This window comes from Ruegeria sp. YTSC003, assembly GCF_059609785.1.
On the sequence record NZ_JBXWMK010000002.1, the window covers coordinates 342,433 to 366,827 of the forward strand.

The following is a 24,395-nucleotide window of genomic DNA, read 5'->3' on the forward strand; positions in this document are numbered from 1 at the left end:
CCCGGCTTTTTTGTTTTTCACGCCGTGAAGAAATCGATAGCAATCAAATTGGTATAACCAAAAGCTACAGGCGCCCGGATGGAAACGGCCAGACCACAGATCGGCAAGGCAGCGCTCTGGATGACCGGGGCGATTGCCTCATTCTCGTCCATGGCAATCGCGGGCCGTGAACTGAGCGTGACCCACGACACGTTCGAAATCATGTTCTACCGCAGCCTCGTCGGCATCTGCGTGGTCGCCCTGATCCTGACTCTGACTCGAAAGTGGCACCAGGTTTCGACCGAACGGATCGGCTTGCACGGCATCCGGAACGTATTGCATTTCACCGGGCAAAACCTCTGGTTCTATGCGGTCAGCGTCATTCCGTTGGCACAGGTGTTTGCGCTGGAGTTTACGCAGCCGATATGGGTCATACTGCTGTCTCCACTTCTATTGAAAGAGCGCCTGACGACCGTGCGCATGTTATCGGCGCTGATCGGATTTGCCGGAATTCTACTGGTCGCCCGGCCGGGCACCGTGCCTCTCAGTGCAGGTGTGATGACCGCTGCTATGTCCGCTGTTTTCTTCGCCTTAACAACGATATCGACAAAGTCCCTCACTCGTTTTGCCAGCATCGGATGCATCATGTTCTGGCTGACAGTAATGCAAGCCGTGCTGGGGCTGGTCGCATCGGGTATCGACGGACAAATCACCCTGCCCTCGGCAAGCACAGCTCCGTTTTTGTTACTGGTGGGACTGGCCGGGCTGCTGGCGCATTACTGCATCACAAATGCGCTGGCGATTGCCCCGGCAACCGTTGTGGTGCCGTTTGACTTTGCACGCCTGCCCACAATCGCGGTCATAGGTATGGTTCTGTATCACGAACCGCTGGATCACTGGACCCTATTAGGCGCTGCGGTAATTTTCGTAGGTATTTTCCTGAACGTTCACGCCGAGAATCGTAACAGTTTGGCAACACCTCTACGCGACACTCAACACAAGTAACGCACGGTCACCAGTTGACGATAAGGTAAAGCTCAAGAAAATATCGAGCACCACAATGCAGGTCAGTCCGCACCACATTTCAACAGGCGCTGACCTCCAGGAGACCTAGAGGGAGGAACTAATGAAAAAAGCGCTTCTACAGGCGTGTGCGGTATGCGTTGGCGCAACCGGTGCTTACGCAGGCGGTCTTGATCGCAGCGGCCAGGGCGTCAACATTCTGTTTGAGGAAGGTTCTGTTGTTCAGTTCCGTTTGGGTTACGCAAACCCCGACGTGAGCGGTGAGCAGAACGGTGTTGATTCCGGAAACATCGCCAAAAGCTTCTGGACACCACACCTAGCATACAAGCATTCGTTTACCGATCAGTTGGACTTTGCTCTCATTTATGATGAACCGTACGGTGCCGATGTCGAGTACCCGTCGAACTATCCTTTGTCGCAGAACCCCTTGGCCGCTTTTGGTGGTCGCACCGACGTTTTGCGCGCTAAAGCGGATGTTGATGCGATTACTGCCCTGGTGCGTTACAAGTTCGATGGCGGCTTCAGCGCAATCGGCGGTATTCGCGCACAGCGGGCCAAGGCAACCGTTGCTGTCCCGGTTGTAGCCGGTTACGAATTTGAATCCGGCTCTGAGGTTGACTTCGGATACGTCGTAGGCGTCGCATGGGAACGTCCCGAGATCGCGGCACGTGTCGCACTGACCTACAACTCTAAAATCACGCACGATTTCGACTCGACAGAGTCCATCAACCGGAGACCACCGCCCGTCCCCGCACCGCTTGTGACCGCACAGACCGAAACCGAGGTTGTGACGCCTCAATCGGTGAACCTGGACTTCCAGACCGGTGTGGCACCAAAAACGCTGCTGTTCGGCTCGATCCGCTGGGTTGACTGGCCGCAGACAGTTCTGGCACCGCCCGTTTATACTGCCGCTGCACAACAGAACCTGGTTGACTATGCGGACGATACCTTCACCTACACACTGGGTCTTGGCTACAAGTTCACCGAAGAGTTTTCTGGCGCGATCTCTGCGGGCTATGAAACGTCCTCAGGTTCCACTGTTTCGAACCTCGGCCCCACCGACGGTTTCTGGAGCCTTGGCGTAGGTGGTACATACACCTTTGAACAGGCGCAGATTTCTGGCGGCATCCGCTATACCGATATCGGCGATGCGACCACCACCACAGGTGGCGAATTCTCGGGCAACTCAGCATGGAGCGTCGGTCTGCAGCTCACTTACACGCTGAATTGATCCCGCTACCAATCCACTAACAAACCCCGCCACTTTTGGCGGGGTTTTTCTTTGCGCATGTTTCGGGTCGAACATCGCCGCGGGGAATGCGAGAACAGGCTATGGAACCTCAAAAACACCTGTCTCTAAGGGCTTGGGCCGAACTGTTACTTCTGGGCGTGATTTGGGGCGCATCCTTTATCTCGATCCGCGTCGCATTGGACACGATCCCGGTCATGACCTCGGTTCTGCACCGCGTTTTCTGGGCGATGCTGGCGCTCTGGATCGTTGTCTGGGTTAAAAAGCTGAGTGTTCCTACCAGTCCGCGCATCTGGGGCGCATTCCTGATGATGGGGTTGTTGAACAATGCCATCCCATTCTCGCTTATGGCTTGGGGGCAGCTTTACATCGAAACTGGCCTAACCTCGATCCTGAACGCAGCAACCGCCGTCTTCGGCGTCCTGATCGCCGCTATGTTTTTCAAGGACGAGAGGTTGACCCTTGCTCGTGGTGTGGGCGTCGGTCTGGGGTTTCTGGGTGTAGCAACTGCAATTGGCCTCAAGAATTTCGCGACTTTCAACCTTCAAAGCGTTGCCCAACTGGCAATCATCGCAGGAACAGTTTCTTACGCGTTGGCCAGCGCCTGGGCCAGAATCAAGTTGTCTGGCTTGTCTCCCATAGTTGCCGCAGCTGGCATGCTGACCGGCTCAACCATTCTGATTTTGCCTGTTTCCCTCGTGGTCGACGGGCTTCCCGTTTTGAACTTGCCGGCGATCACGTGGGCGGCCATTGCCTATTACGCCCTGATCGCAACAGCCGGAGCGTACTTGCTGTACTACCGCGTTCTTGCCATGGCCGGGGCCGGAAACCTGATGTTAGTAACGCTTGTCATACCGCCAGTCGCCATCGTTTTAGGCACACTGGTGCGCGACGAAACCTTACCGCCGCAGGCCTTTTTGGGCTTTGCCGTGCTGGCGATCGGGTTGTTGATTCTGAACTGGTCCCGCTCACGTGATTGACGCCGCCCCCTGCCCGTTTTAGCTAGGTCAGAAAAAGGGACAGCGGACAATGATCTACAGCTCGGCAAAGGACTGGCGCGAAGCGGCCCGGAAAAAAGTGCTGTTCTTCGGCATGTCTGGGCTGGGTAAGACCTATGTGTCGAACGTGCTGCGCGATTCCGGGGACTGGTTCCACTACTCGATCGACTACCGCATCGGCACCCGGTACATGGGCGAATACATCATCGACAACGCCAAGGCCGAGGCGATGAAAATTCCATTCCTGCGCGACCTGTTGCTGTCGGATTCGATCTATATCGGCTCAAATATCTCGTTCGAAAACCTGACACCGGTTGCGACCTATCTGGGCAAACCGGGCAACCCGGCGCACGGCGGGCTTGAGCTTACTGAATATCGTCGTAGGCAGGAACAGTTCCGCCTTGCTGAGATCCACGCCCTGTTGGACACCGAGTATTTCATCGACCGCGCCAAGCGTTTGTATCAATACCCGAACTTCATCTGTGATACCGGCGGGTCAATTTGCGAATGGGTCGATCCTGAGGACCCGGCTGATCATGTCTTGTCCGAGCTGTCCCGCCAAACCCTGATGATCTGGATTAAGGGCGATGAGGACCACACCGCTGAACTGATCCGCCGTTTCGATAAGGCCCCCAAGCCGATGTCCTATCAGGCAGAGTTTCTGACCCGGGTCTGGGACGAATACCTCACCGAACATGGTTACGCACCCGAGGACGTCGACCCGGACGCCTTTATCCGCTGGACCTATGCCCGTGCCTTGGCGCACCGCCAACCGCGCTATCAGGCCATGGCGGACAATTGGGGTGTCACAGTCACCGCTGATGACATGCACAAGGTTCGCGATGCGGGTGATTTCGATGAGTTGATCGAACGCACCCTTGAGACCCGGGCAAAGCGGGCTTAATTACCGCCTCTACACAGTAACTCCAAAGGCTTGCACCTAATGCCGATCAAGATCCCTTCCGACCTGCCCGCTTACGACGTTCTCACCAAAGAGGGCGTCATGGTCATGGCTGCGGATCAGGCGATGCGTCAGGACATCCGCCCCTTGCGGATTGGTATGCTGAATCTGATGCCCAAAAAGATTCAGACCGAAAACCAGTTCGCGCGCCTGATTGGTGCCACGCCTCTGCAGATTGACCTGTCGTTGATCCGCATGACCGAACATCGCACCAGAAACACCGCCGCTGATCACATGGCCGAATTCTATCAACCGTTCCAAGAGGTTAAGGATCAGAAATTCGACGGCCTGATCATCACGGGCGCGCCAATCGAGCATCTGGAGTTCGATGACGTCACATATTGGGACGAAATGACCGAAGTATTCGAATGGACGCAGACGAACGTCCATTCCACCTTTGGCGTCTGCTGGGGTGGGATGGCGATGATCAACCATTTCCACGGCATCGACAAACAGGCGCTCGATGCCAAGGCGTTTGGTTGCTATCGGCACCAGAATCTGGCCCCTTCTTCCCCGTTTTTGCGTGGGTTTTCCGATGATTGCGTGATCCCGGTCAGCCGCTGGACCACAATGAACCAATCTGAGATCAACAGCGCGCCCGGCCTGACGACATTGTTGGGAAGCGATGAGGTCGGCCCCTGTCTGGTCGAGGACCCTTCGCATCGTGCGATCTATATCTTCAACCATTTCGAATATGACAGTGATACGTTGAAGCAGGAATATGATCGCGATGTCTCGAACGGGACACCCATCAACGTGCCGATGAACTACTATCCAGACGACGATCCATCACAACCGCCGCAAAACAGATGGCGCAGCCATGCGCATCTACTTTATGGCAATTGGATCAACGAGATTTACCAGTCCACACCGTTCAACATGGAAGACGTTGGTCATTAAAGTTCTGATATTCCTTGGCCTCGTCCTATCGGGTCTGATTCTGCTCACAGTCTGGCGCGCAGCACAGAATGAGGCTGAGGCTGAGGCTCGGTTTCCCCCCGAGGGTGAAATGGTGATGGTCGACGGTATCGCCGTCCATGCGGTGGTCATGGGCGACGGCCCCGATGTGGTTCTGATCCACGGATCCAGCGGTAACACCCGTGACATGACCTTTGCTCTTGCACCGATCCTGGCCGAGAACTTCCGTGTAATCGTGTTCGACCGACCCGGTCTGGGCTATAGCGATAGCTTCAATCCGGACGGCGAAACCATTGAAGAACAAGCGTTAATCCTGCAAAAAGTCGCTGCCCAATTGGGGGCGGAAAAACCTATTGTTGCAGGGCAAAGCTATGGCGGATCGGTATCGCTGGCTTGGGCGGTCACCCGGCCCGACAACATTTCTGCCCTTGTTTTGATCGCACCGGCTGCAATCCCGTGGGAGACGCCGCTGGACGGTTTCAACAAGCTGGCGTCGACTGAGGCCGGCAATACGCTGGCCCTGCCGCTGATCACCGCGTTCGTTCCCGAATGGTACGTGGAAAAAGCGTTGGACAAGGTCTTTGCCCCGCAGACGGCACCCGAGGGATATTCACAGCACTTCGGCCCCGGCCTGACAATGCGACGCGCCTCGATGCATGCGAATGCCAAGCAGCGGGCCAATCTGTTGGATGAAGTTCGCGCCCTGCAACCCCGCTATGGCAAAATTACCGTACCGACCGAAGTTGTTCACGGAACGGCTGACACCACTGTCAAATTTGCCTGGCATGCAGAACAACTGGTCGACCAAATCCCTGACGCGGAACTGATCGAGCTTCCGGGTATTGGTCACATGCCGCAGGTTGTGGCCGCCCCCGAGGTTGCCTTAGCAATCGACCGCGCCGCCGAGCGAGCGGGTTTGCGTTAAACCGCCAGCTAATCCATAGTAGGATATGGATTTTATGGCGAGGTAGCATATGGCCCGTTCGGACAAAGGTTCCATTGAAAAATACTTCCGTAGGGAAGCCCCGAAAGACATGCGGTCAGCCATTGAAAACGCGAAGAAAGACGACATCCTGAACCCGACCTATCCTTACGAAGAACGCATGAAGCGTAAGGATTACGAGAAAGAGATGGATTTGCTGCAGATCGAGCTGGTCAAAATGCAATCCTGGATCAGGGAAACGGGCGACCGCGTTGCGATCATTTTCGAAGGCCGCGATGCCGCCGGAAAAGGTGGTACGATCAAACGTTTTCGCGAGAACCTAAATCCACGCGGCGCCCGCAACGTGGCGCTCAGCAAACCCTCTGATACCGAACGCAGCCAATGGTACTTCCAACGTTACGTTCAACACCTGCCTGCGGCAGGCGAAATCGTGTTCTTTGACCGCAGCTGGTACAATCGCGGTGTGGTCGAAAACGTCTTTGGTTTTTGCGAACCCGAAGAACGCGAACGTTTTTTCAGGCAAGTTCTGCCGCTTGAAACCGGACTGGTGAATGACGGGATCAAACTGTTCAAATTCTGGCTTAACGTCGGGCGCGCGGAGCAACTGAACCGCTTTCTGGCACGTGAGACAGATCCGCTAAAGCAATGGAAACTCAGCCCAATCGACATTGCGGGGCTTGGTAAGTGGGACGAGTACACGCAATCGATCTCGGAGACTCTGACCCGCAGTCACTCAGACCTTTGCCCTTGGACCATCATTCGCTCAGACGACAAAAAACGCGCCCGCATCGCGGCAATACGAACTGTTTTGCACGCGCTGGACTATGATGAAAAAGACAAGAAGGCTATTGGCAAGATCGATCCACTGATTTGCGGCGGACCCGAGGTGTTGGACGCGTGATGACATTTTCGCGCTACAATGCTGCCAAGGGTTGGACGAACCGGCAGGCGTGGATTATGTCTTGGTTCCCCAGAACTTAAACAAAAAGGCTCGTGACACAGGCATGGCGAAACGCGGGTATCACCACGGCAATCTCAAGCAAGCCCTGATCGAGGCCGCCCTTTCGCTGATTGAAGAAAAGGGACCGACCGGCTTTACCCTGTCCGAGGCCGCAAAGACCGCAGGCGTGACACCTGCAGCGGTATACAGGCACTTTCAGGGGCGCGAAGATCTGATCGCCGAGGCCGCCCGTCAGGGCTTTGAAATGTTCGCCGACCTGATGCAGTACGCATATGACACGGGCCAACCCTCGGCCTTGGCAGCGTTTGAGGCTACTGGTCGGGCCTATCTGGCGTTTGCCCGCAAGCACCCAGGGCACTACATCGCCATGTTCGAAAGTGGGATATCCGTAAACCGAACGCCTGAATTGGCGTTGGCCGCGAACCGGGCCAAGAGCGTGCTGGAAAAAGCAGCCGCAGATCTTTCGCAACACATCCCGCCAGAGAAACGGCCACCTGCGTCGATGTTCAGTGCCCATATCTGGGCGATGAGCCATGGTGTTGTTGAGCTTTATGCGCGCAACACAGGCGCCAGCTCTCCCTTTCCACCAGAGGATCTGCTGGAAAGCGGTATCGGTATCTATCTGCGGGGTTTGGGCCTGGTGCCGCAGGACGATTGAGGTTCGAGCTAGAACCTGGGCCTTGGTGCCGGAACACTAAGGCCCGAGGTGACGTTAATCAGATCCATCTGCCCCATGCCCTTGATATCCACCGGCCCAATATCCGAGACTTGAAACTCGTCAATCAGCGCGTATTTCATTTCTTCTGGGGCGACGATATTCATTGGGTTTGCAAAGACTTGCAGGCGTGAAGCAATGTTCACGGCCGGACCAAACACATCGTAGACGTATTTCTGAATACCCACGACCGAGCCGACTGCAGGCCCCATTCCCAGACCGATCCGGGCCTGCCACTTATGCGGATGGCTTTCGTTGCGCCGTTCGAGGTAACGCAGGAACCGGACTGCGCAATGGGCCACGGCCGTCGCATGATCTGGAGTTGCGTCCGGCATACCCGAGACCGCCAGATAAGCGTCTCCGATGGTTTTGATCCGTTCGCAGCCATATTGTTCGACGATCCTGTCAAAGGCCGTGAAGACATCGTTCAACTCGCTGAGTGTCACAGTCGGGTCGGTTTTTGCCGCAAAATCCGTAAAGCCCACAAAATCCAGCATCACGACCGAGACCTGATCGTAGAGTTGCGGCGTAACGACACCAAAGGTCTTGAACTCTTCGTACACAGCGCGGGGCATGAGGTTCAACAGCAGCCGTTCGACCCGCTCTTTCTCGCGTTCCAATTCGCGCGTATTACGTTCGACCATGGTCGAATAACTGTCGATCATACTCTCAAGCTCGCGAATGCGGGTGATGTTCTGAAATTCAACCACCAACACCTGTTCGGAAAGGCCGTTGGCCAGGGAAACCGCGACTGCGAATATCAGCGTCCGGCGCTTGGGTTTGACCTGTAGCTCGGCCGAATAGCGCAGGCCGGATTGTTTAACGTCTTCAAGCTCTTTTGGATCAAGGTCGGGAAAATAATCCAACAGGGTCTGACCTTCGGCCGGTGCCCCAAACCACTCGGTAAATGGACCGTTGTGAAACACGAAACCCAAATCCGTAGCCCGCACAACAGCGACGCCGACACCGATCGCGCGGAGCAGCTGTTCGTTTATGGCCAGAATACTCATGCGGCGTCGCGTGCCACGATGATGGCTCGTTTTGACTCGATGGCATCAAGGGCAATTTTTATATGCGCGTCTTCCATTCCATGCATCGACAAGGCTTCGCTGAAAAGCGCAGCCATCTCATCAAAATCGGCGTGAGAGATGTTCAGGTGACGATGAACCGCCTCGATCCTGTCATCGCTAAAGGATGCAGGTCCACCAACCAGGGACGAAACGAACTTGGTCTGATGATCAATCAAACGGGGCATGTCTATGTCTTCGAAATGATCGCCGATCTGATCGGACTCCAACGCCATTTCGTAAAAGGTCATCACGATCCGCGAGATCGTTTTGAAACCACCGTATCTTTCGTAAATTGTCTGCCCCACGACACATAACCCAAACGTTATTCACCACTAACGTCACGAGATTATATCATATTGACAGTTTTGTTAACGCTTATGACGCGGATGCAACGCGGGATGTCCGTTTAGGTGGCGTTGGTGAGGCTTGAATTTACACGCTCAGATCGTCGGCGCAGGGGATGAACCCGACATATCCCCCCTGTTCCAGCAATCGCGTCTGCCCCCCCATGCGCCAATACAGCTTGCGCCGCGCCGCGACCAATTCCCGCCGAAGGCGGAACCAAAGCGGCCCCTTATCCAGCCCGCTGTTGGTTTTCTGGTCTTGGGATCGTTCGCTGACCTTCACCTCTTCGACCGTGTGATCTTGCTGTTTCGACCAGATCATCTGCACCCCAACAGCCGGAAAGCACTGATACATCCGCCAATCCGACCGTGGGATGGAGACGAAATCGTCCAGGTGATCCGAATACTTTTCGGACCAATTCAGCAGTTTCTGGCAGGCCCGCTGAGAAAGCACATAGGCGGCCGCACTCGGGGCCGTTTCCAGCATGGGCCGGACGGTGACGCCTGCGATATGCATCTCTGGCCCAAAACGAAGAGATTTGGGGGAATAGTCCAGCTTCAACATGTCAAAGGCATCTGGGTCCGCCATCAGTGCGGAAATCACAGATCCTGCCTGGATGGACATTTCGACGTCATCTTCGAAAATGGCCGCCGCTTGCAGGTTTTGATCCACGACCGCCTGCCATACTGCGCGATGGCTTTCGAAACAGGCGATTTCGCTTTGCGTCAATCCCCAGCGACTGCCCGATCCGGCAACATAGCCGCTGGCGTCCACAACTCCGGGTTTCTGGGCATCCGTCGCGCCAAACCGGGTGGCACCCACCAAGCCTGCATGATTGAACTGCGCTTCCATGAAGTCACGGCGCACTGGGACCCGATCCAGATTGATAAAAAAGGCACCCGTCTCTGGTGGCAGTTCGTGACGTCCCACGGTGTTTCCTTTCAAGCAGTTACGCCAGATACACACTGGCAAGGCGGACAATCAAGTCCGCGCTTGAGCAATATGTATCCGGTTTCGCCTATCCTGATTTAGAAGTCCCGATTAAGCTGCTCTGGGAAAACAATAAACAGGATTCTTGCAATGACGTCTCATGGATATTCCGGCGGTCGCCTGAACCTGCCGTTTGTGGGCATATCGACCTTTGGCAAAGCTCCGTACGTCGAGGATTGGGATCAAATCGATGCTGACGTCGCCGTCATGGGCGCGCCTTTTGATTTCGGAACTCAGTGGCGATCCGGCGCTCGGTTTGGACCGCGTGCGGTGCGCGAAGCTTCAACTCTGTTCAGCTTCGGCCATGCCGGCGCATATGACCATGAGGATGATGCCACTTACTTGGATGGCTCGGTCCGGATGGTCGATATCGGCGACGCGGATATCATCCACACCAAAACCGAAGAAAGCCACGCCAACATCCAGTTCGGTGTGGAAAAGATGCTGAACGCGGGCGCCCTGCCGGTTACCATCGGCGGAGATCACTCGGTCAATATTCCCTGCATCAACGCTTTCGAAAAGGATTGCGAGAAAAATGGACCCATCCACGTTGTTCAGATCGATGCACATCTGGACTTCGTAGACGAACGCCACGGCGTGACCGCGGGACACGGCAACCCCATGCGACGCGCGATTGAAAAGCCTTACGTTTCGGGCATGACGCAATTGGGCATCCGGAACGTGTCGTCAACCGCCAAAGAAGGATATGAGGACGCCCGCGCCCGCGGGTCGGACATTTTGTCTGTTCGGCAGGTGCGCAAGCTCGGTACGGATGGCGTGTTGGCGCGCATCCCGGAAGGCGCCCGGTATTATGTCACGATTGATATCGACGCATTCTGCCCGTCCATCGCCTCTGGCACCGGCACGCCCAGCCACGGCGGGTTCCAGTACTATGATGTCTTGGAGATAATTCAGGGGCTTGCGAAACGCGGAGACGTAGTCGGGATCGACCTTGTCGAAGTGGCTCCGAATTACGACCCGACCGAAAGCACGCAGATTCTGGCGGCTCAGGTTCTGCTGAACTTCATCGGGTTCATCTTTCACGAACGTGGCAAGAAGGGCTGATCGCCCTTCCTGCCAGATCAATTATGCACTGATCGTGTTGTGTTCAGGGCCATAGGGGAAGCCGGTAATGTTTTCGGCACCGGTTTCCTCGACCACCAGAATGTCGTGTTCCCGGTATCCGCCTGCACCCTTCTGACCTTCTGGAATCCACAGCATCGGCTCAATTGAAACGACCATGCCGGGTTCCAGAACCGTGTCGATGTCTTCACGCAATTCCAGGCCTGCCTCGCGCCCATAGTAATGGCTAAGGATACCGAAAGAGTGGCCGTACCCGAAGGACCGGTACTGCAGCAGACCCTCGTCGGCGAAGAAGCGGTTGATTTCCTCGCAGATCCCCGAGCAGGTCGCGCCGGGTTTAATCAGGCTCAGACCCAGCTCATGCGCGGCAACGTTGGCTTTCCAGATGCGCAGGCTATCGGCGTCGGGTTCGCCCAGAAACAGAGTGCGCTCCAGCGCTGTGTAATAACCTGAAATCATCGGGAAAGTGTTCAGGGATAGTATATCGCCCTTTTCTAACGCGCGCTTGGTGACCGGGTTATGTGCGCCATCCGTGTTCAAGCCTGACTGAAACCAAACCCATGTGTCGCGGTATTCGGCATCCGGATAGGCGCGGGCAATCTCAGCCTCCATCGCGTCACGTCCGGCCATGGCGATCTCGATCTCGGTCGCGCCTTCACGGATCGCGGCGTGGATAGCCGCGCCACCAACATCCGCAGTACGCGCGCCGCCTTTGATCAATTCGATCTCTTCGGCTGATTTCACCATCCGTGCAGCCATCGTATCAGCCGCGATATCGATCAGTTCCGGTGCACCCAACATGTCCAGCGCAGTGTCGCGCATTGCCAGGGTCATGTGGTCACCCTCGATACCGACCCGGCGGGCGGAGCCAATCAGGCTGGCTACAGCGCGCCAGTAATTGTTCCGCTTCCAATCGGTGTAGATCACGTTCTCTTCGACCGACCGGCGCCAGGGCTGCCCGGCGTCGATATTGGCCGAAACCGTGGTACAGGCATCCTGCGTTACAACACAGCCATAGGGGCGACCAAACGAGCAGTACAGGAAGCCCGAGTAGTAAGCGATGTTCTGCATCGACGTCAGCAGAACTGCGGGAATGTCCCGTGCCGCCATGGTCGCGCGTAGATTGGCAAGGCGACGGTCGTATTCCGCCCGGCTGAATGGCAACGGCGCTTTGTCACCGTTGTGGCAGGTGAAAAACTCGGGGCGGTTGTTCAGATCTTTCATCTTTGACTCTCCTCAACGCCGGACTGGCATCGCCCGGCCACAAGTCCCGGCGTTCAGGACGAGCGGCCTCGGGATCCGAGAGCCATGCACCCCGCGTTGCGTCACGACGCCATCGTGACCGGGGTACATGGTGAAATCGCTAAATCAGCTTTTGAGTCGCGTCAAGCCGGGGTGAGACCCCGCAGGCGTTCAGACCGCCGCCGCAGCAGTTCGACCGTGGTCAGCAGCGCGATCGAGATCACGACAAGGATGGTCGCAACGGCCAGAATGGTCGGGCTGATCTGTTCACGCAGGCCGGTGAACATCTGCCAAGGCAATGTCTTTTGGCTGGCTGATCCGACAAAGAGAACCACCACAACTTCGTCAAACGAAGTGATGAAGGCAAACAATCCGCCCGAGATTACACCCGGCAAAATCAGCGGCATCTGGATCTTGAAGAACGTCCGCACCGGACCCGCACCCATATTCGCAGCAGCCCGCGTCAGTGACTGGTCAAATCCGACCAGCGTTGCAGTCACCGTGATGATGACGAAGGGAATCCCCAGAACCGCGTGGGCCAGCACGACTTTCACATAGCCGACGAAGTTCTTGTTCATACCCAGCGTACCTTCCAAAAAGCGGCCGATGTCGCTGTAGAAAAAGAACATACCCGTGGCCGAGATGATCAGCGGAACGATCATTGGCGAGATCAGAATGCCCATGATGGCCCGACGCCCCGGAACATGCGACTGGCTGAGACCTATCGCCGCCAGAGTGCCCAGCGATACCGAAATGATGGTCGCAATTGGTGCGATGATCAGCGAGTTCTTGAAGCTACGCTGCCATTCATTGTTGGTGAAGAAGTCGCGGTAATGCTTCAGCGAATACCCTTCAGGGTCCAGACGCAGCATTTCGGGCGTAAAGGTGAAAAAGTCCTGCGCATTGAAAGACAGCGGCAGAACCACAAGGATCGGAGTGATCAGGAACACGAAGATTGCCCCGCAGATCACCCGGAAAGTAAAATGCCACAACACCTGACCAGCCGTCATGTAAGGCAGCAATTTTTGCCGATAGCGCCCCTCGTAGAGCCAGAAGATGAAGAAGGCAAAGAACCACCCCGCCAGCAGCCCGACGATCAAGCCCGTAATGCCTGCAAAGAAAAATCCAATTGCAGCAAGACCCAGTATCGTAATCCAGCGCGCAACGCGTTCGTTGTCCAGCACGTTGATATACAACCATGCCAGCCCTGCCATCAAAGCAGCGCCGATCAGAATGCCCAGCAGAACGTTGTCCTGCCCGGCTCCGACGAACATGCCCAGAAATCCTCCGGCGATTGCGACAGCCGGCAGAACCACCGACAACGGTTTGCGGGATATTGGTGTAAGTGCAGCCATATTCTTTATCCCAGCTTGACGTTATCAATGCCGACGATCTTGTCGTAGCACCAGTAGAGTAGAAGAACGACCGCCAGCAGGATCGTCCCCAGCGCCGCAGCCAGTCCCCAGTTCAGAGAGGATGAGATGTGGTACGCAATCCGGTTCGAAATGAAGACACCTTTGGTGCCGCCAACGATCTCGGGCGTGATGTAGTACCCGATGGCAAGAATGAATACGAGGATCGAACCCGCGCCGATACCCGGTATCGATTGCGGGAAGTAAATCCGCCAGAAAGTCGTCCAGTTTGTCGCGCCCATGGATTTGGCCGCACGGGTATAGTACGGCGGAATCGTCTGCATGACCGAATACATCGGCAGGATCATGAACGGCAGCAGGATATGCGTCATCGCAATGATCGTGCCGAATTGATTGTTGATGATCACCAGCCTCGCATCATCGGCAACAAAGCCCAGCCAGACCAGCGTTTCGTTGATCACACCCTGCTGCTGCAACATCACTTTCCAGGCGGAGGTGCGCACAAGCAGCGAGGTCCAGAATGGCAACAGCACCAAAATCATCAGCATGTTTGAAGCCCGCATCGGCAGATTGGCGAGCAGGTAAGAAACTGGATAGGCCAGCAGAATACAGGCCCCGGTAATGATCAGCGACATGAACAATGTCCGGCCGAACAGCTTGATGAGGATGCGCTTATCTTCGGGTTGCGCTTGCGCCCCTTCGGGTGTGCGCTGCATATCAATAGCGTTCAGAAAGTATCCATTGGTGATCGGCACCGCGTGCGTCTTGATCACGCGCCACGTGTCCACGTCCCCCCAGCCATCGTGAATTTCGATCAATTTTTCCTTGAACGGGGCGTCAGCTTCCGGATCCAACCGCTTGATTTGGCGTCCAGATTTTCGGAACATCGACGACATTCCCGTCTGTTCGTAATTCAAGCGGGTACCTAGTCTTGTGTGTTGCTTGGCGTCAACGGCAACAACCATGTCGCGAATAAATGCTTCATACAAAGCTTCGTCCGGCAATTCCCCGCTCTCGGCGTCCCATTGCTGTAACTCAACGACTGTCAAAGGAAGTGTCTCTGAGACAATCCCGTTTTCGACCGATCGGAATAGCATGGAAATGATAGGTATGACGAATGATAGCAGTACAAATAGCAAAAGTGGCGCAACCAGAGCCAACGCCCGCAATTTACGCCGACGCAATGAACGCGCCAGTGATTTCTTCAGCGGCGTACCATCTGCCGCCAACATCGGACCTGATTGAGTTGCGTCGCTCATCTGCGTTCCCTGATTTTTTGACGCCGGGGCCTAACTTGGCCCCGGCTGGTTTTTTGGTTCAATCAGCGATTACTTCGCCAGCCAAGCCTGGAACTTTGCTTCGATATCATCACGATAGTCAGCCCAGAACTCGTAGTTGTACAGGAACGTGTTCTTGGCGTTCTCGGGATCGGTCGGCATGTGAGGTGCCATGTCGATGCCCAGGTCCGCGTGCTGACCCACCAGCGGCGCCGAAGATGCACGTGCCGGACCGTACGAGATGTACTTGGCCTGATCCGCCAGGCGCTGCGTATCGGTTGCGAACATGATGTAGTCCAGCGCGCGCTTCTGACGCTCTTCGCTCAGACCAGCAGGAATAATCCAGCCGTCCAGATCAAATATCTGAGCATCCCACAGCATTGCAACGGGTTGCTTCTGCTCTTCGATCACGCTGAACAGGCGACCGTTATAGGTCGAACCCATGATGATCTCGCCGTCCGCCAGCAACTGCGGCGTGTCCGCGCCTGCAGACCACCAGACAACGTTGTCTTTGATGGTGCCTAGCTTGGCCAGGGCCTGATCCTGCCCTTCCGGAGTCGCCAGCACGTCATAGACGTCGTCTTTTACCACGCCGTCACAAATCAGAGCCCATTCCATGTTGTTGATGGCACGCTTTTCAAGTGAACGCTTGCCTGGATAGGCTTCCAGATCGAAGACTGCGCAAACATCCGACGGCGGTGTGTCACCCACCAGATCCGTACGATACCCGAATGTAGTCGAGTAAACGATTTGCGGAATGAAACACTCGCTGACAAGCAAGTCACCGAAATCATCAGCAGCCGAGGTTCCGTCGGGTGCCGGTGCCAACATGGTGTCCGGATCGATTTCCAGCGCCAGGCCTTCGTCACACAGACGAATTGCATCTGCCGCCACAACGTCGACCACGTCCCAGGTGATGTTGCCTGCTTCGTTCATCGCACGCAGTTTAGCAACCGCCTCAGCCGAGCTGTCGTCGTTCAGGATCGTGACGCCGCTCTTCTCGGAATAGGGCTCATGATATGCTTTCAGCTGCGACTTGGAGTAAGCTCCGCCCCAAGAGACAATAGTCATTTCCTCTGCGGATGCAGCGCCGGCAACTGCCGCGATAGCACCTGCCATAATAGTGGTTTTTGTTACTTTCATCGTTAACTCCCTGTTATTCCCGTTAATTTTGATCTTTTTGGTTGGGCCACGGGGTAACCCACCCATGCCTTTCCCCGCGCACTTTCGTGTCGTGAACGGGCTGTTCCCTGATCAGGCGTCCAATGCCCGGCAGTCGCGCGCAAGCCAGCCGATTTCGACTTCCTGGCCCGGTGACAGCTTGATAGCGTCCGGGGCGTTTCGCGTCTTGATTATAAAGTCGTCATTCCCGGCAACCGACAGACGGAAGCGGAAGACATCGCCCATGTAAATGAACTCTTTCACCGTTGCCTTCAGTGTATGCGCATCGGCGTGCAGGCGATCCTTGTTGAATTCCACCCGCTCAGGCCGGATTGACACTTTGGTCCGATCACCTGCCGCGTGGACATTGACCGGCTTGGCGTCAATTTCAGATCCGTCATCCAGCGCCACAACACATTCGTCGCCGTTGATTGATTTAACAACGCCTTCCAATGTATTGTTTTCACCAATGAACTGGGCAACGAAACTGTTTTCAGGCTCTTCATACAGCAGATCCGGCGGCGCAAGCTGTTGAATGCGCCCATCGTCGAATACCGCAACGCGATCTGACATTGTCAGCGCCTCGGTCTGGTCGTGGGTCACGTAGACCGTCGTAATCCCAAGTTCATGGGCCAGACGCGTGATTTCAAACTGCATATGCTCACGCAGCTGTTTGTCGAGCGCGCCCAAAGGTTCATCCATCAGCACCAGCTCGGGCTCGAACACCAGCGCACGTGCAAGGGCAATCCGCTGCTGCTGACCCCCAGACAATTGCGCCGGTCGACGGCTGCCAAAGGCCCCCATCTGCACCATATCAAGCGCCCGGCGGACCTTTTCTTCTCTTGCGTCCTTGCCAATTTTCCGCACTTCCAGAGGGAACGACAGATTTTCTGCCACCGTCATATGCGGAAAAAGAGCGTAATTTTGGAATACCATGCCGATACCGCGCTTGTGCGGTGGGATATTATTGATCGGTCGCCCGTCCAACATAATCTCGCCATGGGTGGCTGTTTCAAACCCTGCCAGCATCATCAGACAAGTTGTCTTGCCGGAACCCGAGGGCCCAAGCATTGTAAGAAACTCACCTTTCGGCATGGAAAGGTTAAGGTCTTTTACAACAAGGATCTCGCCATCATAAGATTTTTGGACATGCTGAAACTCGACGAACGCTGCGTCATTAGACATTTACCGATTAGTCTCCCCTGTGCAGTCCTTGCCTGCCCGGTTCATCCGGATCTCAAAGACCTGTCGAGGCCATTTAAGGACATGCGGGGTGCGACACGCAACCAAAATATGACACGTGGGTAACGATTAAAAAGGAGGCAGCAGAGTTTTCAGGCAGAATTCAACTTACGCATGTGCCACGCAAGGCTTTGGTTGCTGGAAAGCACCGGTTTTTTAAGGCGTTCCTGCACAATCGGAATAACATCAAAAGTTCTAAGATTCGTGCAGCTTAGAAAAACAGCTTCAACTGAATCATCCTGCCCAAGACTCACTGCAGCCTCAATCAGAGACTTCCGTGAAATCCGCGCTACTTTGGCCTCTTCGGCTTCGCCGAATGTGCCAAAAACATCCATCGAAATGCCATTTTGCGCAAATGCACTGCGTAAGGGATCGTTCACTTCTTCGATATATGGCGACAAAAGTGCAAACTTTGCTACGCCAAGTTCGTGGGCGCAGGCCGAGGCCGCGCGCAAAGGGTTTGTAACAATCGCCGCCTCGCAAGTTTTTTGAACCATTTGTTCAACCTGATCCGAGCCGATAACCGAGCTGGCAGAGGTGCAGCCATAACCAACAACACGATATGGTCGGGTCTTGGGCAACAAATCGGCAGCGGCAGGCAAGGCGGTTTCCATTTCCGCCAGAGTATCAGTCGTCACCTCTTTGCCGCTGGGAATTCTGGAGACGTAAATCGGACAGCTTCGATCAGAAAAATACGCGTTGAACTCCGGCTCAAGGGTCTCGTCTGTCTGCAAGACGATCAGGCCCATTGGGGGCGCTGCGGGATCATCTGCATCAACTGTATAAGGTAAACGCGTCATATCTCGGGCAACTCCATACCAGCGCGAGGGCTAAGAAAGCGGGGCTCTTCTTCGGTTATGACGATGTTTTCTTCGTGGACAAGGATCTTTCCACCCACGGCAATGCCCGGTTCAAGCGTCAGGACCATACCTGGTTCCAAAACTGTGTGGTCGGTTGGAATGAGGGATGGCCATTCTGTCAAAGACATCCCCAATCCATGCCCCAAGCGCCCTGCCCCAGTGTCAGCATCGTGGCGCGACAGCACAGAGTTCATCGCCTGAAACAAGTCGGCCGCCGTAGCGCCCGGGCGCGCAATCTCGAACGCCGCATCCGATGCTTCAATCAATGCACTATAGGCTGACTTAACCTGCGCGTTTGCGGGCCCTATCGACCAGTTGCGGTCGTAATCACTGAAATACCCATCCCAAACCAGGCCGGTGTCCAGCATCAGGACATCGCCTTGTTGCAGTTGCGTATCAGATGCCGGGGATATTACGTCAGTGTAACCGCCCTGTTCCGCACCGCCCGCGAGGTATGGAACCCAATCGGCCCCCTCGTCCAGACACAGCATTTGAAACCGGCGAAACACAGCATCCAACGCCACGCCTTCTTTGGCGATTTCGGGCACCCGCTGAAAGGCGCGTCCGGCGATGGCGCAAGCCGTTTCGATCTTTGCAATCTCCGCTGATGATTTCACCATCCGAAGCGCGCGCATGATCCCTTCGTCGCCGCAAAGGTCTCGCCGACCGACTGCCTGTTGCAAACGTCGAAGGTCTGCCAACGGCATCCTGACATGCGTTTCATGCCCATCTGGTAGACCGATCCTTGCGTCGTCGGGCGTCACCTCACGAAGTGTCTCAGCCAAAAGGCTAATGCCATCGTCGGCGAGATCCGGCGCGGCCCAGGTTCGGATATCGTCGAGCCATGTCTCGGCCATTAGCGCGGCCCCGATCGAAGGGATCACAGAAATCGGCTTACCACTCGCAGGTACAATCAGAAACCAGGGCCGTGTCGGGCTTTCCCAAAACCGCGTCAGGTAGCCGGTAAAATATCGAACCTCAGGTTCCGTCGTTAGCAACAGCGCCGACAGACCAGAGGCTTGCATCTTGTTTTGCGCACGTTCCGTTCGTGCTGCGAACTCAGATGTTTCAAACCCCCTCATTCCGTGACCTCAGAAAAAAAGCAGCTAACCTGCGCGTCCGCGTCAATTCTCAAACAAGCGCCATTGATCAGCATTTGGCCGCCGCGATGGGGGGTAGGTGAGATTCTCAATTTGGTGTCTTTCCCGTGATGCCCATTGACGTGATCGCATTCGTCAAGTTCTGTCAACAAAACTCGCCTAAGGCAGGAGCCTAAAATGCCCCATTCAGATCCGGCCTTCAGCCGCGCCGAGTATGACCGCAGATTGGCAAAAACCCGCGCTGCCATGGCAGCGGCGGGTTTAGATGCCTTGTTTGTCGAAGATCCTTCAAACATGGCATGGTTGACCGGGTATGAAGGCTGGTCGTTCTATGTGCATCAGGGGGTATTTGTGCTTCAGGATGCCGACCCGATCTGGTGGGGCCGAAATCAGGATGCCAATGGCGCGCGCAGAACCGTTTGGATGTCCAATGACCGGATCCATGGATATGCCGACGAATACGTACAATCCACCGTGCGTCACCCCATGCAGGATCTGGCCACGCTGATTGCGGACACTGGTATCGCGAAGGGGCGGATCGGTGTCGAGTTGGACAATTATTATTATTCGGCCAAAGCGCACCTGACTTTGCTGGCAGAGTTGCCAGACGCAGAGCTGATCGACGCAAACACATTGGTCAACTGGCAGCGCGCTGTGAAATCCGATGAAGAAATTGCGCTAATGCGAAAAGCTGCGCGGATATCCGAGCATGTGACCGACGGCGTATTGGAACGCATTGAACCGGGTATGCGAAAGAACGACCTTGTCGCGCAAATCTACCATGACGCAATCACCGGAGTTGGCGAGCATTGGGGCGATTACGCGGCCATTGTGCCCTTGCTCCCGTCTGGTCCGGATGCCGCTGCACCGCACCTGACTTGGGATGGTGAACCATTCAAATCCGGAGAGTGTACATTTTTCGAACTGTCAGGCTGCTATCGCCGTTACCACGCGCCCTTCTGCCGCTCGGTCTTTTTGGGTAAGCCACCCGACTTTTTGCTTCGTGCTGAAGCCGCGCTGGTAGAAGGGCTTGAAGCGGGACTAGAGGCCGCGCGTGCCGGAAATCAGGCGCGTGACATTGCTTTGGCACTGGCCACCCCGCTGGAACGGGCCGGTATCGAACGCGGCGCGCGATGCGGTTATCCAATTGGTCTCAGCTACCCACCGGATTGGGGCGAACGCACGATTTCCCTGCGACCCGAGGACGAGACCGTACTGGAACCCGGCATGACCTTTCACTTCATGCCAGGCCTCTGGATGGATGATTGGGGGTTGGAGATCACAGAGCCGATCCTCATCACAGATTCCGGACCTGCCGAATGTTTCTGCGACCGCCCCAGAAAGCTGTTTGTGAAGCCATGACTTTACCCAGAACCATGGAAATACTAGCCGACCTGATCGCTTTTGAGACGGTGTCAGCGGACTCGAATCTGGAAATGATCAGCTATCTGACCGAACGGCTCGAGGCATTGGGTGCACGGTGTATCGAGACGCGGGACAAGACCGGTGCAAAGGCGAACGTGTTTGCCACCCTCGGCCCCGATCAACCCGGCGGCATCCTTTTGTCAGGCCATACGGACGTGGTGCCAGTGGCCGATCAGGATTGGACAACCGATCCGTTCCAGATGGCTGAAAATGACGGCAAGCTCTACGGTCGCGGCACATGCGACATGAAGGGCTTCATCGCAGCGGCGGTGGCTTTCGGCGAAACGCTGGATGTCGGGAAGCTGACCCAGCCGCTGCACTTTGCCTTTACTTACGATGAGGAAGTCGGCTGCCTTGGTGCGCAAGCGCTGGTCGATGACTTGTCCGAACGCGGCATCGTTCCGGACATCGCGATTATCGGCGAACCGACTGAGATGCGCGTGATTGAGGGGCACAAGGGCTGCTTTGAATATACAACTCGCTTTACCGGGTTAGAGGGACACAGCTCTGCCCCCGATGACGGGGTGAATGCTGCGGAGTATGCCGCGCGATACATCGCCAAACTGCTGGAGCTGCGCCATATCCTCAAGTCCCGCGCACCCGCCGACAGCCGGTTCGAGCCGCCTTGGACGACGGTCAATATCGGCCAAATTTCAGGCGGCGTAGCCCATAACGTCATAGCCAGCAAGGCCGAGGTCTTGTGGGAGATGCGGCCCGTGCAAGCAGGCGACGCCGACCTCGTCAAAAAAACCCTTTCGGACTACGTACAGCATTCACTGTTGCCGGAAATGCAAGCGGTCCACAGCGACTCGAGCATCACGCAAGAGGCTATCGCCGAAGTCGAAGGCCTTGAGCCCATGGAAGAAAACGCAGCCCGTGATCTGGTCGCCGAACTGACCGGGGCCAACGGTACAGGTGTTGTTGCCTTTGCGACCGAGGCCGGGTTGTTTCAGAAGCTTGGCGTTCACGCGATCGTTTGCGGACCGGGTTCGATCGCTCAAGCCCACAAGGCGGACGAGTTTCTTGAAATCGAACAGTTGGACCTGTGCTGCAGAATGTTAACCCGTTTGGGTCAGCGCCTGACTCGTTAACCGGTTCCGTGCGTGCGGTCATATTTTGATCGATCCGGTTGCACATGCGCCGCACGCGCTTTCTCGCCGGGGTCATAGACCTCCATCACCAACGGATGGCAGGCAGCGGCATCCGAAGAATGTTCCGACGAACAATCCCCGCCGGGGCACGCAGACAGGCCGACGATCAGGTCAATCTCGGCATAAAACTCAAGATAGTCGCCCGGGCGAACCGGGCTGGCTTTCATAAAATACTGGCCCGTGTCGCGGGAAAATCCGGTGCACATGAACACGTTCAGCACGTCATGCACCAGCATTTCGGCCTCATGCAGCGGCAGGTCGCAATGGCTGGCCAGCGAGCGGGTCAGGTTCGAGTGGCAGCAATAGTGATAGTCGTCCCCCGATAGCAAACGCCCGGAATACGGATCACACCGTGTGCCAATCACGTCATGGACCGATCCGCCATAGGTATCGAACCCATACCAGTCCAGAGTATCGGCAACGATCGTCGCCATCGGTCGCATGTTGGGAAAGCTCGACCACATCCGGTCTCCGGTCGACAGGTGCGTGCCGTGCAGCGCGCGGGTTTTGCCGGAATAGAACCGCTCGGTCAGGTCATGCTTGTTCCACATGTTCAGGTCGCCAACCTGAGGACCGTCGACCGAAACCACCCTCAAGAAAGCGCCAGCCGGAACATCAATGCATGCCGCGTCACGCGGGGCAGCAGTGGCCTCGGCCACCTTTACGGCACCTTCGCGCAGTTGGCCCAAACCAATCAGATCAGGCTGCTGCAACGAGTCCGGTGGGTAGCAGATTACTGGGGCAATGGCCTTGCGGTCGGCGGCATCGGCCGGTGGTGGGAAGTTCGGTTTTGTCAGTTTCATGCGCCCCTCACTTCCCTCCGGAAATCCCTGCCTTTCCGAATCCTTAGCGCATTATGAAAGGGTTCGCCATCGGCTCTTGCGCGGTGCTGATCCAGGTGGTCTTGGTTCTGGTGTAATCCAGGATCGCCTCAACGCCGGCCTCGCGGCCATATCCCGACTGATTGAACCCGCCAAACGGCGCGATAGGAGAGATCGCGCGATAGGTGTTCACCCAGCAGATACCGGCCCTGATCCGTTTCGAAACACGGTGTGCACGCGCAAGGTTCTGCGTGAACACGCCCGAGCCCAACCCGTAAGGGGTGCTGTTTGCCAGCGCGATAGCCTCTTCTTCGGTATCGAACGGCAGCAAGGACATGACAGGTCCGAACATTTCGATCTTCAAGGTTTCGGTCTCGGGTGACACGCATTCGACCAAAGTGGGATTCATGTAATTCCCGGGACGCTCCGCTGCTTCTCCACCGAAATGGATCGTCGCGCCCCGCCCCTGCGCTTTGTCCAAGGTCTCTTCGATTTTGCGCACCTGCGCTGCCGTGCAAAGCGGTCCAACATGCGTTTCGGGCTGCAAAGGATCACCCAACCGGATGGCGCTGGCCTTTTCGGCGATCCGTTCGACCAGAGGTTCCAGGATTGACCGATGCACCAGCCCACGCGTTCCTGCCACACAGCTTTGGCCTGATGCGCCGAAATTTCCCGCAATCAGGCCATTTGCTGCACCGTCCAAATCGGCGTCCTCAAACACGAGGATCGGCGACTTTCCACCCAGCTCCAATGACGTGACCGCAAAGTTCTCAGCCGAGTTTCGCACCACATGGCGGGCGGTTTCAGGCCCACCCGTAAAGGCAATTCGGTCGACATCCGGGTGCCGGGTCAGTGGGATCGCGCAGTTTTCGGCGTCACCGGTGATAACCGACACAACTCCGGACGGGAACCCAGCCTGTTCAATCAGCTTGGCGAACTCCAGCATAGGTGCAGGCGCGATTTCCGATGCTTTCAGCACGACGGAACACCCGGCAGCCAACGCCGGACCCAGCTTGGTCGCGGTCAGGAACATTTGCGCGTTCCACGGCACGATCGCGGCCACGACGCCGATCGCTTCGCGTGTGGTAAAGACGTGCATGTCGGGCTTGTCGATGGGCAGGACCGTGCCTTCGATCTTGTCTGCCAGCCCCGCAAAGTAACGGTAGTAATCCGCGACATATCCGGTTTGTGCCGAGGTTTCCGCCAACAGCTTTCCGCTGTCGGTCGTCTCCAACTCACCCAGACGCGCGGCATTCTCAGCCACCAGATCGGCCAGGCGATACAGCAGCTTACCCCGCTGGGTCTGTGTCATATCCCGCCATTCCGGGTCATCCAGAACCCGTTTGGCGGCGGCAATGGCGCGATCAACATCGGAGGAAGAAGCGCACGCGAATGTGGCCCACCCCTGACCTGTCGCCGGATTTTCCGATGTCATCACCTGCGAGGCTGATCCTTCGGTCCAAGTGCCGTCAATGAACAGCTGAAAATGCGGTAGGTTTCCCATGGTC

The 24,395-nt window shown here is 56.2% G+C and carries 23 protein-coding genes; 11 read left to right on the forward strand and 12 right to left on the reverse strand.

Annotated features, from left to right (window positions below; all coding sequences use genetic code 11):
• The first annotated feature begins 78 nt into the window (after nucleotides 1-78).
• The 8 genes from AC2FFH_RS05465 (at nucleotide 79) to AC2FFH_RS05500 (ending at nucleotide 7,690) form a co-directional block, all read left to right on the forward strand.
• Nucleotides 79-984 carry a DMT family transporter gene (locus tag AC2FFH_RS05465; RefSeq protein ID WP_496765248.1) on the forward strand — a complete coding sequence of 302 codons (906 nt, stop codon included), beginning with the start codon at nucleotides 79-81 and terminating at the stop codon, nucleotides 982-984.
• A 121-nt stretch (nucleotides 985-1,105) separates the two neighbouring features.
• The gene (locus tag AC2FFH_RS05470) at nucleotides 1,106-2,233 is read left to right on the forward strand and encodes an OmpP1/FadL family transporter (RefSeq protein ID WP_282151079.1); all 1,128 of its coding nucleotides are present in this window, start codon (nucleotides 1,106-1,108) and stop codon (nucleotides 2,231-2,233) included.
• Nucleotides 2,234-2,334: 101 nt separating this feature from the next.
• A complete protein-coding gene (locus tag AC2FFH_RS05475) occupies nucleotides 2,335-3,231 on the forward strand; it encodes a DMT family transporter (protein ID WP_496844046.1) in 897 nt (298 codons plus the stop codon).
• Between the two features lie 49 nt (nucleotides 3,232-3,280).
• Entirely contained in the window at nucleotides 3,281-4,153 is an 873-nt protein-coding gene (locus AC2FFH_RS05480) for an ATPase (protein ID WP_496843926.1), read from the forward strand.
• 39 nt (nucleotides 4,154-4,192) lie between these two features.
• Nucleotides 4,193-5,110, forward strand: coding sequence for a homoserine O-acetyltransferase MetA (gene metA / locus AC2FFH_RS05485; protein WP_496843927.1), 918 nt, complete (start codon nucleotides 4,193-4,195; stop codon nucleotides 5,108-5,110).
• Nucleotides 5,100-6,053 carry an alpha/beta fold hydrolase gene (locus tag AC2FFH_RS05490; protein ID WP_496843928.1) on the forward strand — a complete coding sequence of 318 codons (954 nt, stop codon included), beginning with the start codon at nucleotides 5,100-5,102 and terminating at the stop codon, nucleotides 6,051-6,053. Before metA ends, AC2FFH_RS05490 begins: the two co-directional genes overlap by 11 nt.
• Before the next feature lie 109 nt (nucleotides 6,054-6,162).
• Nucleotides 6,163-6,972 carry a polyphosphate kinase 2 gene (ppk2, locus tag AC2FFH_RS05495; RefSeq protein WP_496765257.1) on the forward strand — a complete coding sequence of 270 codons (810 nt, stop codon included), beginning with the start codon at nucleotides 6,163-6,165 and terminating at the stop codon, nucleotides 6,970-6,972.
• Nucleotides 6,973-7,075: 103 nt separating this feature from the next.
• A complete protein-coding gene (locus tag AC2FFH_RS05500) occupies nucleotides 7,076-7,690 on the forward strand; it encodes a TetR/AcrR family transcriptional regulator (protein WP_058271885.1) in 615 nt (204 codons plus the stop codon).
• A gap of 8 nt (nucleotides 7,691-7,698) precedes the next feature.
• Here the strand turns inward: AC2FFH_RS05500 and AC2FFH_RS05505 are convergent, their stop codons facing one another.
• From AC2FFH_RS05505 to AC2FFH_RS05515, 3 genes are all read right to left on the reverse strand, one after another.
• Nucleotides 7,699-8,757, reverse strand: coding sequence for an adenylate/guanylate cyclase domain-containing protein (locus AC2FFH_RS05505; protein ID WP_496765259.1), 1,059 nt, complete (start codon nucleotides 8,755-8,757; stop codon nucleotides 7,699-7,701).
• Entirely contained in the window at nucleotides 8,754-9,122 is a 369-nt protein-coding gene (locus tag AC2FFH_RS05510) for a group I truncated hemoglobin (protein WP_496720189.1), read from the reverse strand. Before AC2FFH_RS05510 ends, AC2FFH_RS05505 begins: the two co-directional genes overlap by 4 nt.
• Nucleotides 9,123-9,249: 127 nt before the next feature.
• Nucleotides 9,250-10,092 carry a glycosyltransferase family 25 protein gene (locus AC2FFH_RS05515; protein ID WP_496765262.1) on the reverse strand — a complete coding sequence of 281 codons (843 nt, stop codon included), beginning with the start codon at nucleotides 10,090-10,092 and terminating at the stop codon, nucleotides 9,250-9,252.
• Nucleotides 10,093-10,242: 150 nt separating this feature from the next.
• On the opposite strand from AC2FFH_RS05515, the gene speB reads away from it, so the two are divergent.
• Nucleotides 10,243-11,217 (forward strand): agmatinase, encoded by a 975-nt coding sequence (gene speB, locus AC2FFH_RS05520; RefSeq protein ID WP_496765264.1) that lies wholly within the window; start codon nucleotides 10,243-10,245, stop codon nucleotides 11,215-11,217.
• A gap of 21 nt (nucleotides 11,218-11,238) precedes the next feature.
• Here speB and AC2FFH_RS05525 read toward each other — a convergent pair whose 3' ends face one another.
• The 7 genes from AC2FFH_RS05525 to AC2FFH_RS05555 all read right to left on the reverse strand — a co-directional run bounded on the left by AC2FFH_RS05525 (nucleotide 11,239) and on the right by AC2FFH_RS05555 (nucleotide 19,472).
• Nucleotides 11,239-12,459 (reverse strand): aminopeptidase P family protein, encoded by a 1,221-nt coding sequence (locus tag AC2FFH_RS05525; protein ID WP_496765266.1) that lies wholly within the window; start codon nucleotides 12,457-12,459, stop codon nucleotides 11,239-11,241.
• 161 nt (nucleotides 12,460-12,620) lie between these two features.
• On the reverse strand, nucleotides 12,621-13,832 hold the full coding sequence (locus AC2FFH_RS05530; protein ID WP_108858770.1) for an ABC transporter permease: 1,212 nt from the start codon (nucleotides 13,830-13,832) through the stop codon (nucleotides 12,621-12,623).
• A gap of 5 nt (nucleotides 13,833-13,837) precedes the next feature.
• Nucleotides 13,838-15,109, reverse strand: coding sequence for an ABC transporter permease (locus AC2FFH_RS05535; protein WP_282118587.1), 1,272 nt, complete (start codon nucleotides 15,107-15,109; stop codon nucleotides 13,838-13,840).
• A 69-nt stretch (nucleotides 15,110-15,178) separates the two neighbouring features.
• The gene (locus AC2FFH_RS05540; RefSeq protein WP_496843929.1) at nucleotides 15,179-16,270 is read right to left on the reverse strand and encodes an extracellular solute-binding protein; all 1,092 of its coding nucleotides are present in this window, start codon (nucleotides 16,268-16,270) and stop codon (nucleotides 15,179-15,181) included.
• A 111-nt stretch (nucleotides 16,271-16,381) separates the two neighbouring features.
• Nucleotides 16,382-17,473, reverse strand: a complete 1,092-nt coding sequence (locus tag AC2FFH_RS05545; protein WP_496738623.1) for an ABC transporter ATP-binding protein — start codon at nucleotides 17,471-17,473, stop codon at nucleotides 16,382-16,384.
• A 149-nt stretch (nucleotides 17,474-17,622) separates the two neighbouring features.
• The gene (locus tag AC2FFH_RS05550) at nucleotides 17,623-18,330 is read right to left on the reverse strand and encodes a maleate cis-trans isomerase family protein (RefSeq protein ID WP_496843930.1); all 708 of its coding nucleotides are present in this window, start codon (nucleotides 18,328-18,330) and stop codon (nucleotides 17,623-17,625) included.
• Nucleotides 18,327-19,472: a M24 family metallopeptidase gene (locus AC2FFH_RS05555; protein WP_496843931.1), complete on the reverse strand. Its 1,146-nt coding sequence runs from the start codon at nucleotides 19,470-19,472 to the stop codon at nucleotides 18,327-18,329. The genes AC2FFH_RS05550 and AC2FFH_RS05555 overlap by 4 nt, the downstream gene beginning before the upstream one ends.
• 195 nt (nucleotides 19,473-19,667) lie before the next feature.
• Between AC2FFH_RS05555 and AC2FFH_RS05560 the strand changes: the two genes are divergently transcribed.
• A complete protein-coding gene (locus tag AC2FFH_RS05560; RefSeq protein WP_496843932.1) occupies nucleotides 19,668-20,852 on the forward strand; it encodes a M24 family metallopeptidase in 1,185 nt (394 codons plus the stop codon).
• Nucleotides 20,853-20,866: 14 nt separating this feature from the next.
• Complete coding sequence (argE, locus tag AC2FFH_RS05565) at nucleotides 20,867-22,006, forward strand: acetylornithine deacetylase (RefSeq protein WP_496765276.1); 1,140 nt, start codon at nucleotides 20,867-20,869, stop codon at nucleotides 22,004-22,006.
• Here argE and AC2FFH_RS05570 read toward each other — a convergent pair.
• Both AC2FFH_RS05570 and AC2FFH_RS05575 read right to left on the reverse strand, forming a co-directional pair.
• Nucleotides 22,003-22,869: an urea carboxylase-associated family protein gene (locus tag AC2FFH_RS05570; RefSeq protein ID WP_496843933.1), complete on the reverse strand. Its 867-nt coding sequence runs from the start codon at nucleotides 22,867-22,869 to the stop codon at nucleotides 22,003-22,005. The two genes, argE and AC2FFH_RS05570, sit on opposite strands and share 4 nt — an antisense overlap.
• Before the next feature lie 43 nt (nucleotides 22,870-22,912).
• Complete coding sequence (locus AC2FFH_RS05575) at nucleotides 22,913-24,391, reverse strand: aldehyde dehydrogenase (RefSeq protein ID WP_496843935.1); 1,479 nt, start codon at nucleotides 24,389-24,391, stop codon at nucleotides 22,913-22,915.
• Between the last annotated feature and the right edge of the window lie 4 nt (nucleotides 24,392-24,395).

Bases quoted from the DNA above. Each gene is read 5' to 3' on its own strand.
- metA (WP_496843927.1), top strand. From the start codon at position 4,193: ATGCCGATCAAGATCCCTTCCGACCTGCCCGCTTACGACGTTCTCACC.
- AC2FFH_RS05570 (WP_496843933.1), bottom strand. From the start codon at position 22,869: ATGAAACTGACAAAACCGAACTTCCCACCACCGGCCGATGCCGCCGAC.
- AC2FFH_RS05470 (WP_282151079.1), top strand. From the start codon at position 1,106: ATGAAAAAAGCGCTTCTACAGGCGTGTGCGGTATGCGTTGGCGCAACC.
- AC2FFH_RS05575 (WP_496843935.1), bottom strand. From the start codon at position 24,391: ATGGGAAACCTACCGCATTTTCAGCTGTTCATTGACGGCACTTGGACC.
- ppk2 (WP_496765257.1), top strand. From the start codon at position 6,163: ATGCGGTCAGCCATTGAAAACGCGAAGAAAGACGACATCCTGAACCCG.
- argE (WP_496765276.1), top strand. From the start codon at position 20,867: ATGGAAATACTAGCCGACCTGATCGCTTTTGAGACGGTGTCAGCGGAC.
- AC2FFH_RS05530 (WP_108858770.1), bottom strand. From the start codon at position 13,832: ATGGCTGCACTTACACCAATATCCCGCAAACCGTTGTCGGTGGTTCTG.
- AC2FFH_RS05465 (WP_496765248.1), top strand. From the start codon at position 79: ATGGAAACGGCCAGACCACAGATCGGCAAGGCAGCGCTCTGGATGACC.
- AC2FFH_RS05525 (WP_496765266.1), bottom strand. From the start codon at position 12,459: ATGAAAGATCTGAACAACCGCCCCGAGTTTTTCACCTGCCACAACGGT.
- AC2FFH_RS05555 (WP_496843931.1), bottom strand. From the start codon at position 19,472: ATGAGGGGGTTTGAAACATCTGAGTTCGCAGCACGAACGGAACGTGCG.
- AC2FFH_RS05560 (WP_496843932.1), top strand. From the start codon at position 19,668: ATGCCCCATTCAGATCCGGCCTTCAGCCGCGCCGAGTATGACCGCAGA.
- speB (WP_496765264.1), top strand. From the start codon at position 10,243: ATGACGTCTCATGGATATTCCGGCGGTCGCCTGAACCTGCCGTTTGTG.
- AC2FFH_RS05540 (WP_496843929.1), bottom strand. From the start codon at position 16,270: ATGAAAGTAACAAAAACCACTATTATGGCAGGTGCTATCGCGGCAGTT.
- AC2FFH_RS05480 (WP_496843926.1), top strand. From the start codon at position 3,281: ATGATCTACAGCTCGGCAAAGGACTGGCGCGAAGCGGCCCGGAAAAAA.
- AC2FFH_RS05505 (WP_496765259.1), bottom strand. From the start codon at position 8,757: ATGAGTATTCTGGCCATAAACGAACAGCTGCTCCGCGCGATCGGTGTC.
- AC2FFH_RS05550 (WP_496843930.1), bottom strand. From the start codon at position 18,330: ATGACGCGTTTACCTTATACAGTTGATGCAGATGATCCCGCAGCGCCC.
- AC2FFH_RS05500 (WP_058271885.1), top strand. From the start codon at position 7,076: ATGGCGAAACGCGGGTATCACCACGGCAATCTCAAGCAAGCCCTGATC.
- AC2FFH_RS05475 (WP_496844046.1), top strand. From the start codon at position 2,335: ATGGAACCTCAAAAACACCTGTCTCTAAGGGCTTGGGCCGAACTGTTA.
- AC2FFH_RS05535 (WP_282118587.1), bottom strand. From the start codon at position 15,109: ATGAGCGACGCAACTCAATCAGGTCCGATGTTGGCGGCAGATGGTACG.
- AC2FFH_RS05545 (WP_496738623.1), bottom strand. From the start codon at position 17,473: ATGTCTAATGACGCAGCGTTCGTCGAGTTTCAGCATGTCCAAAAATCT.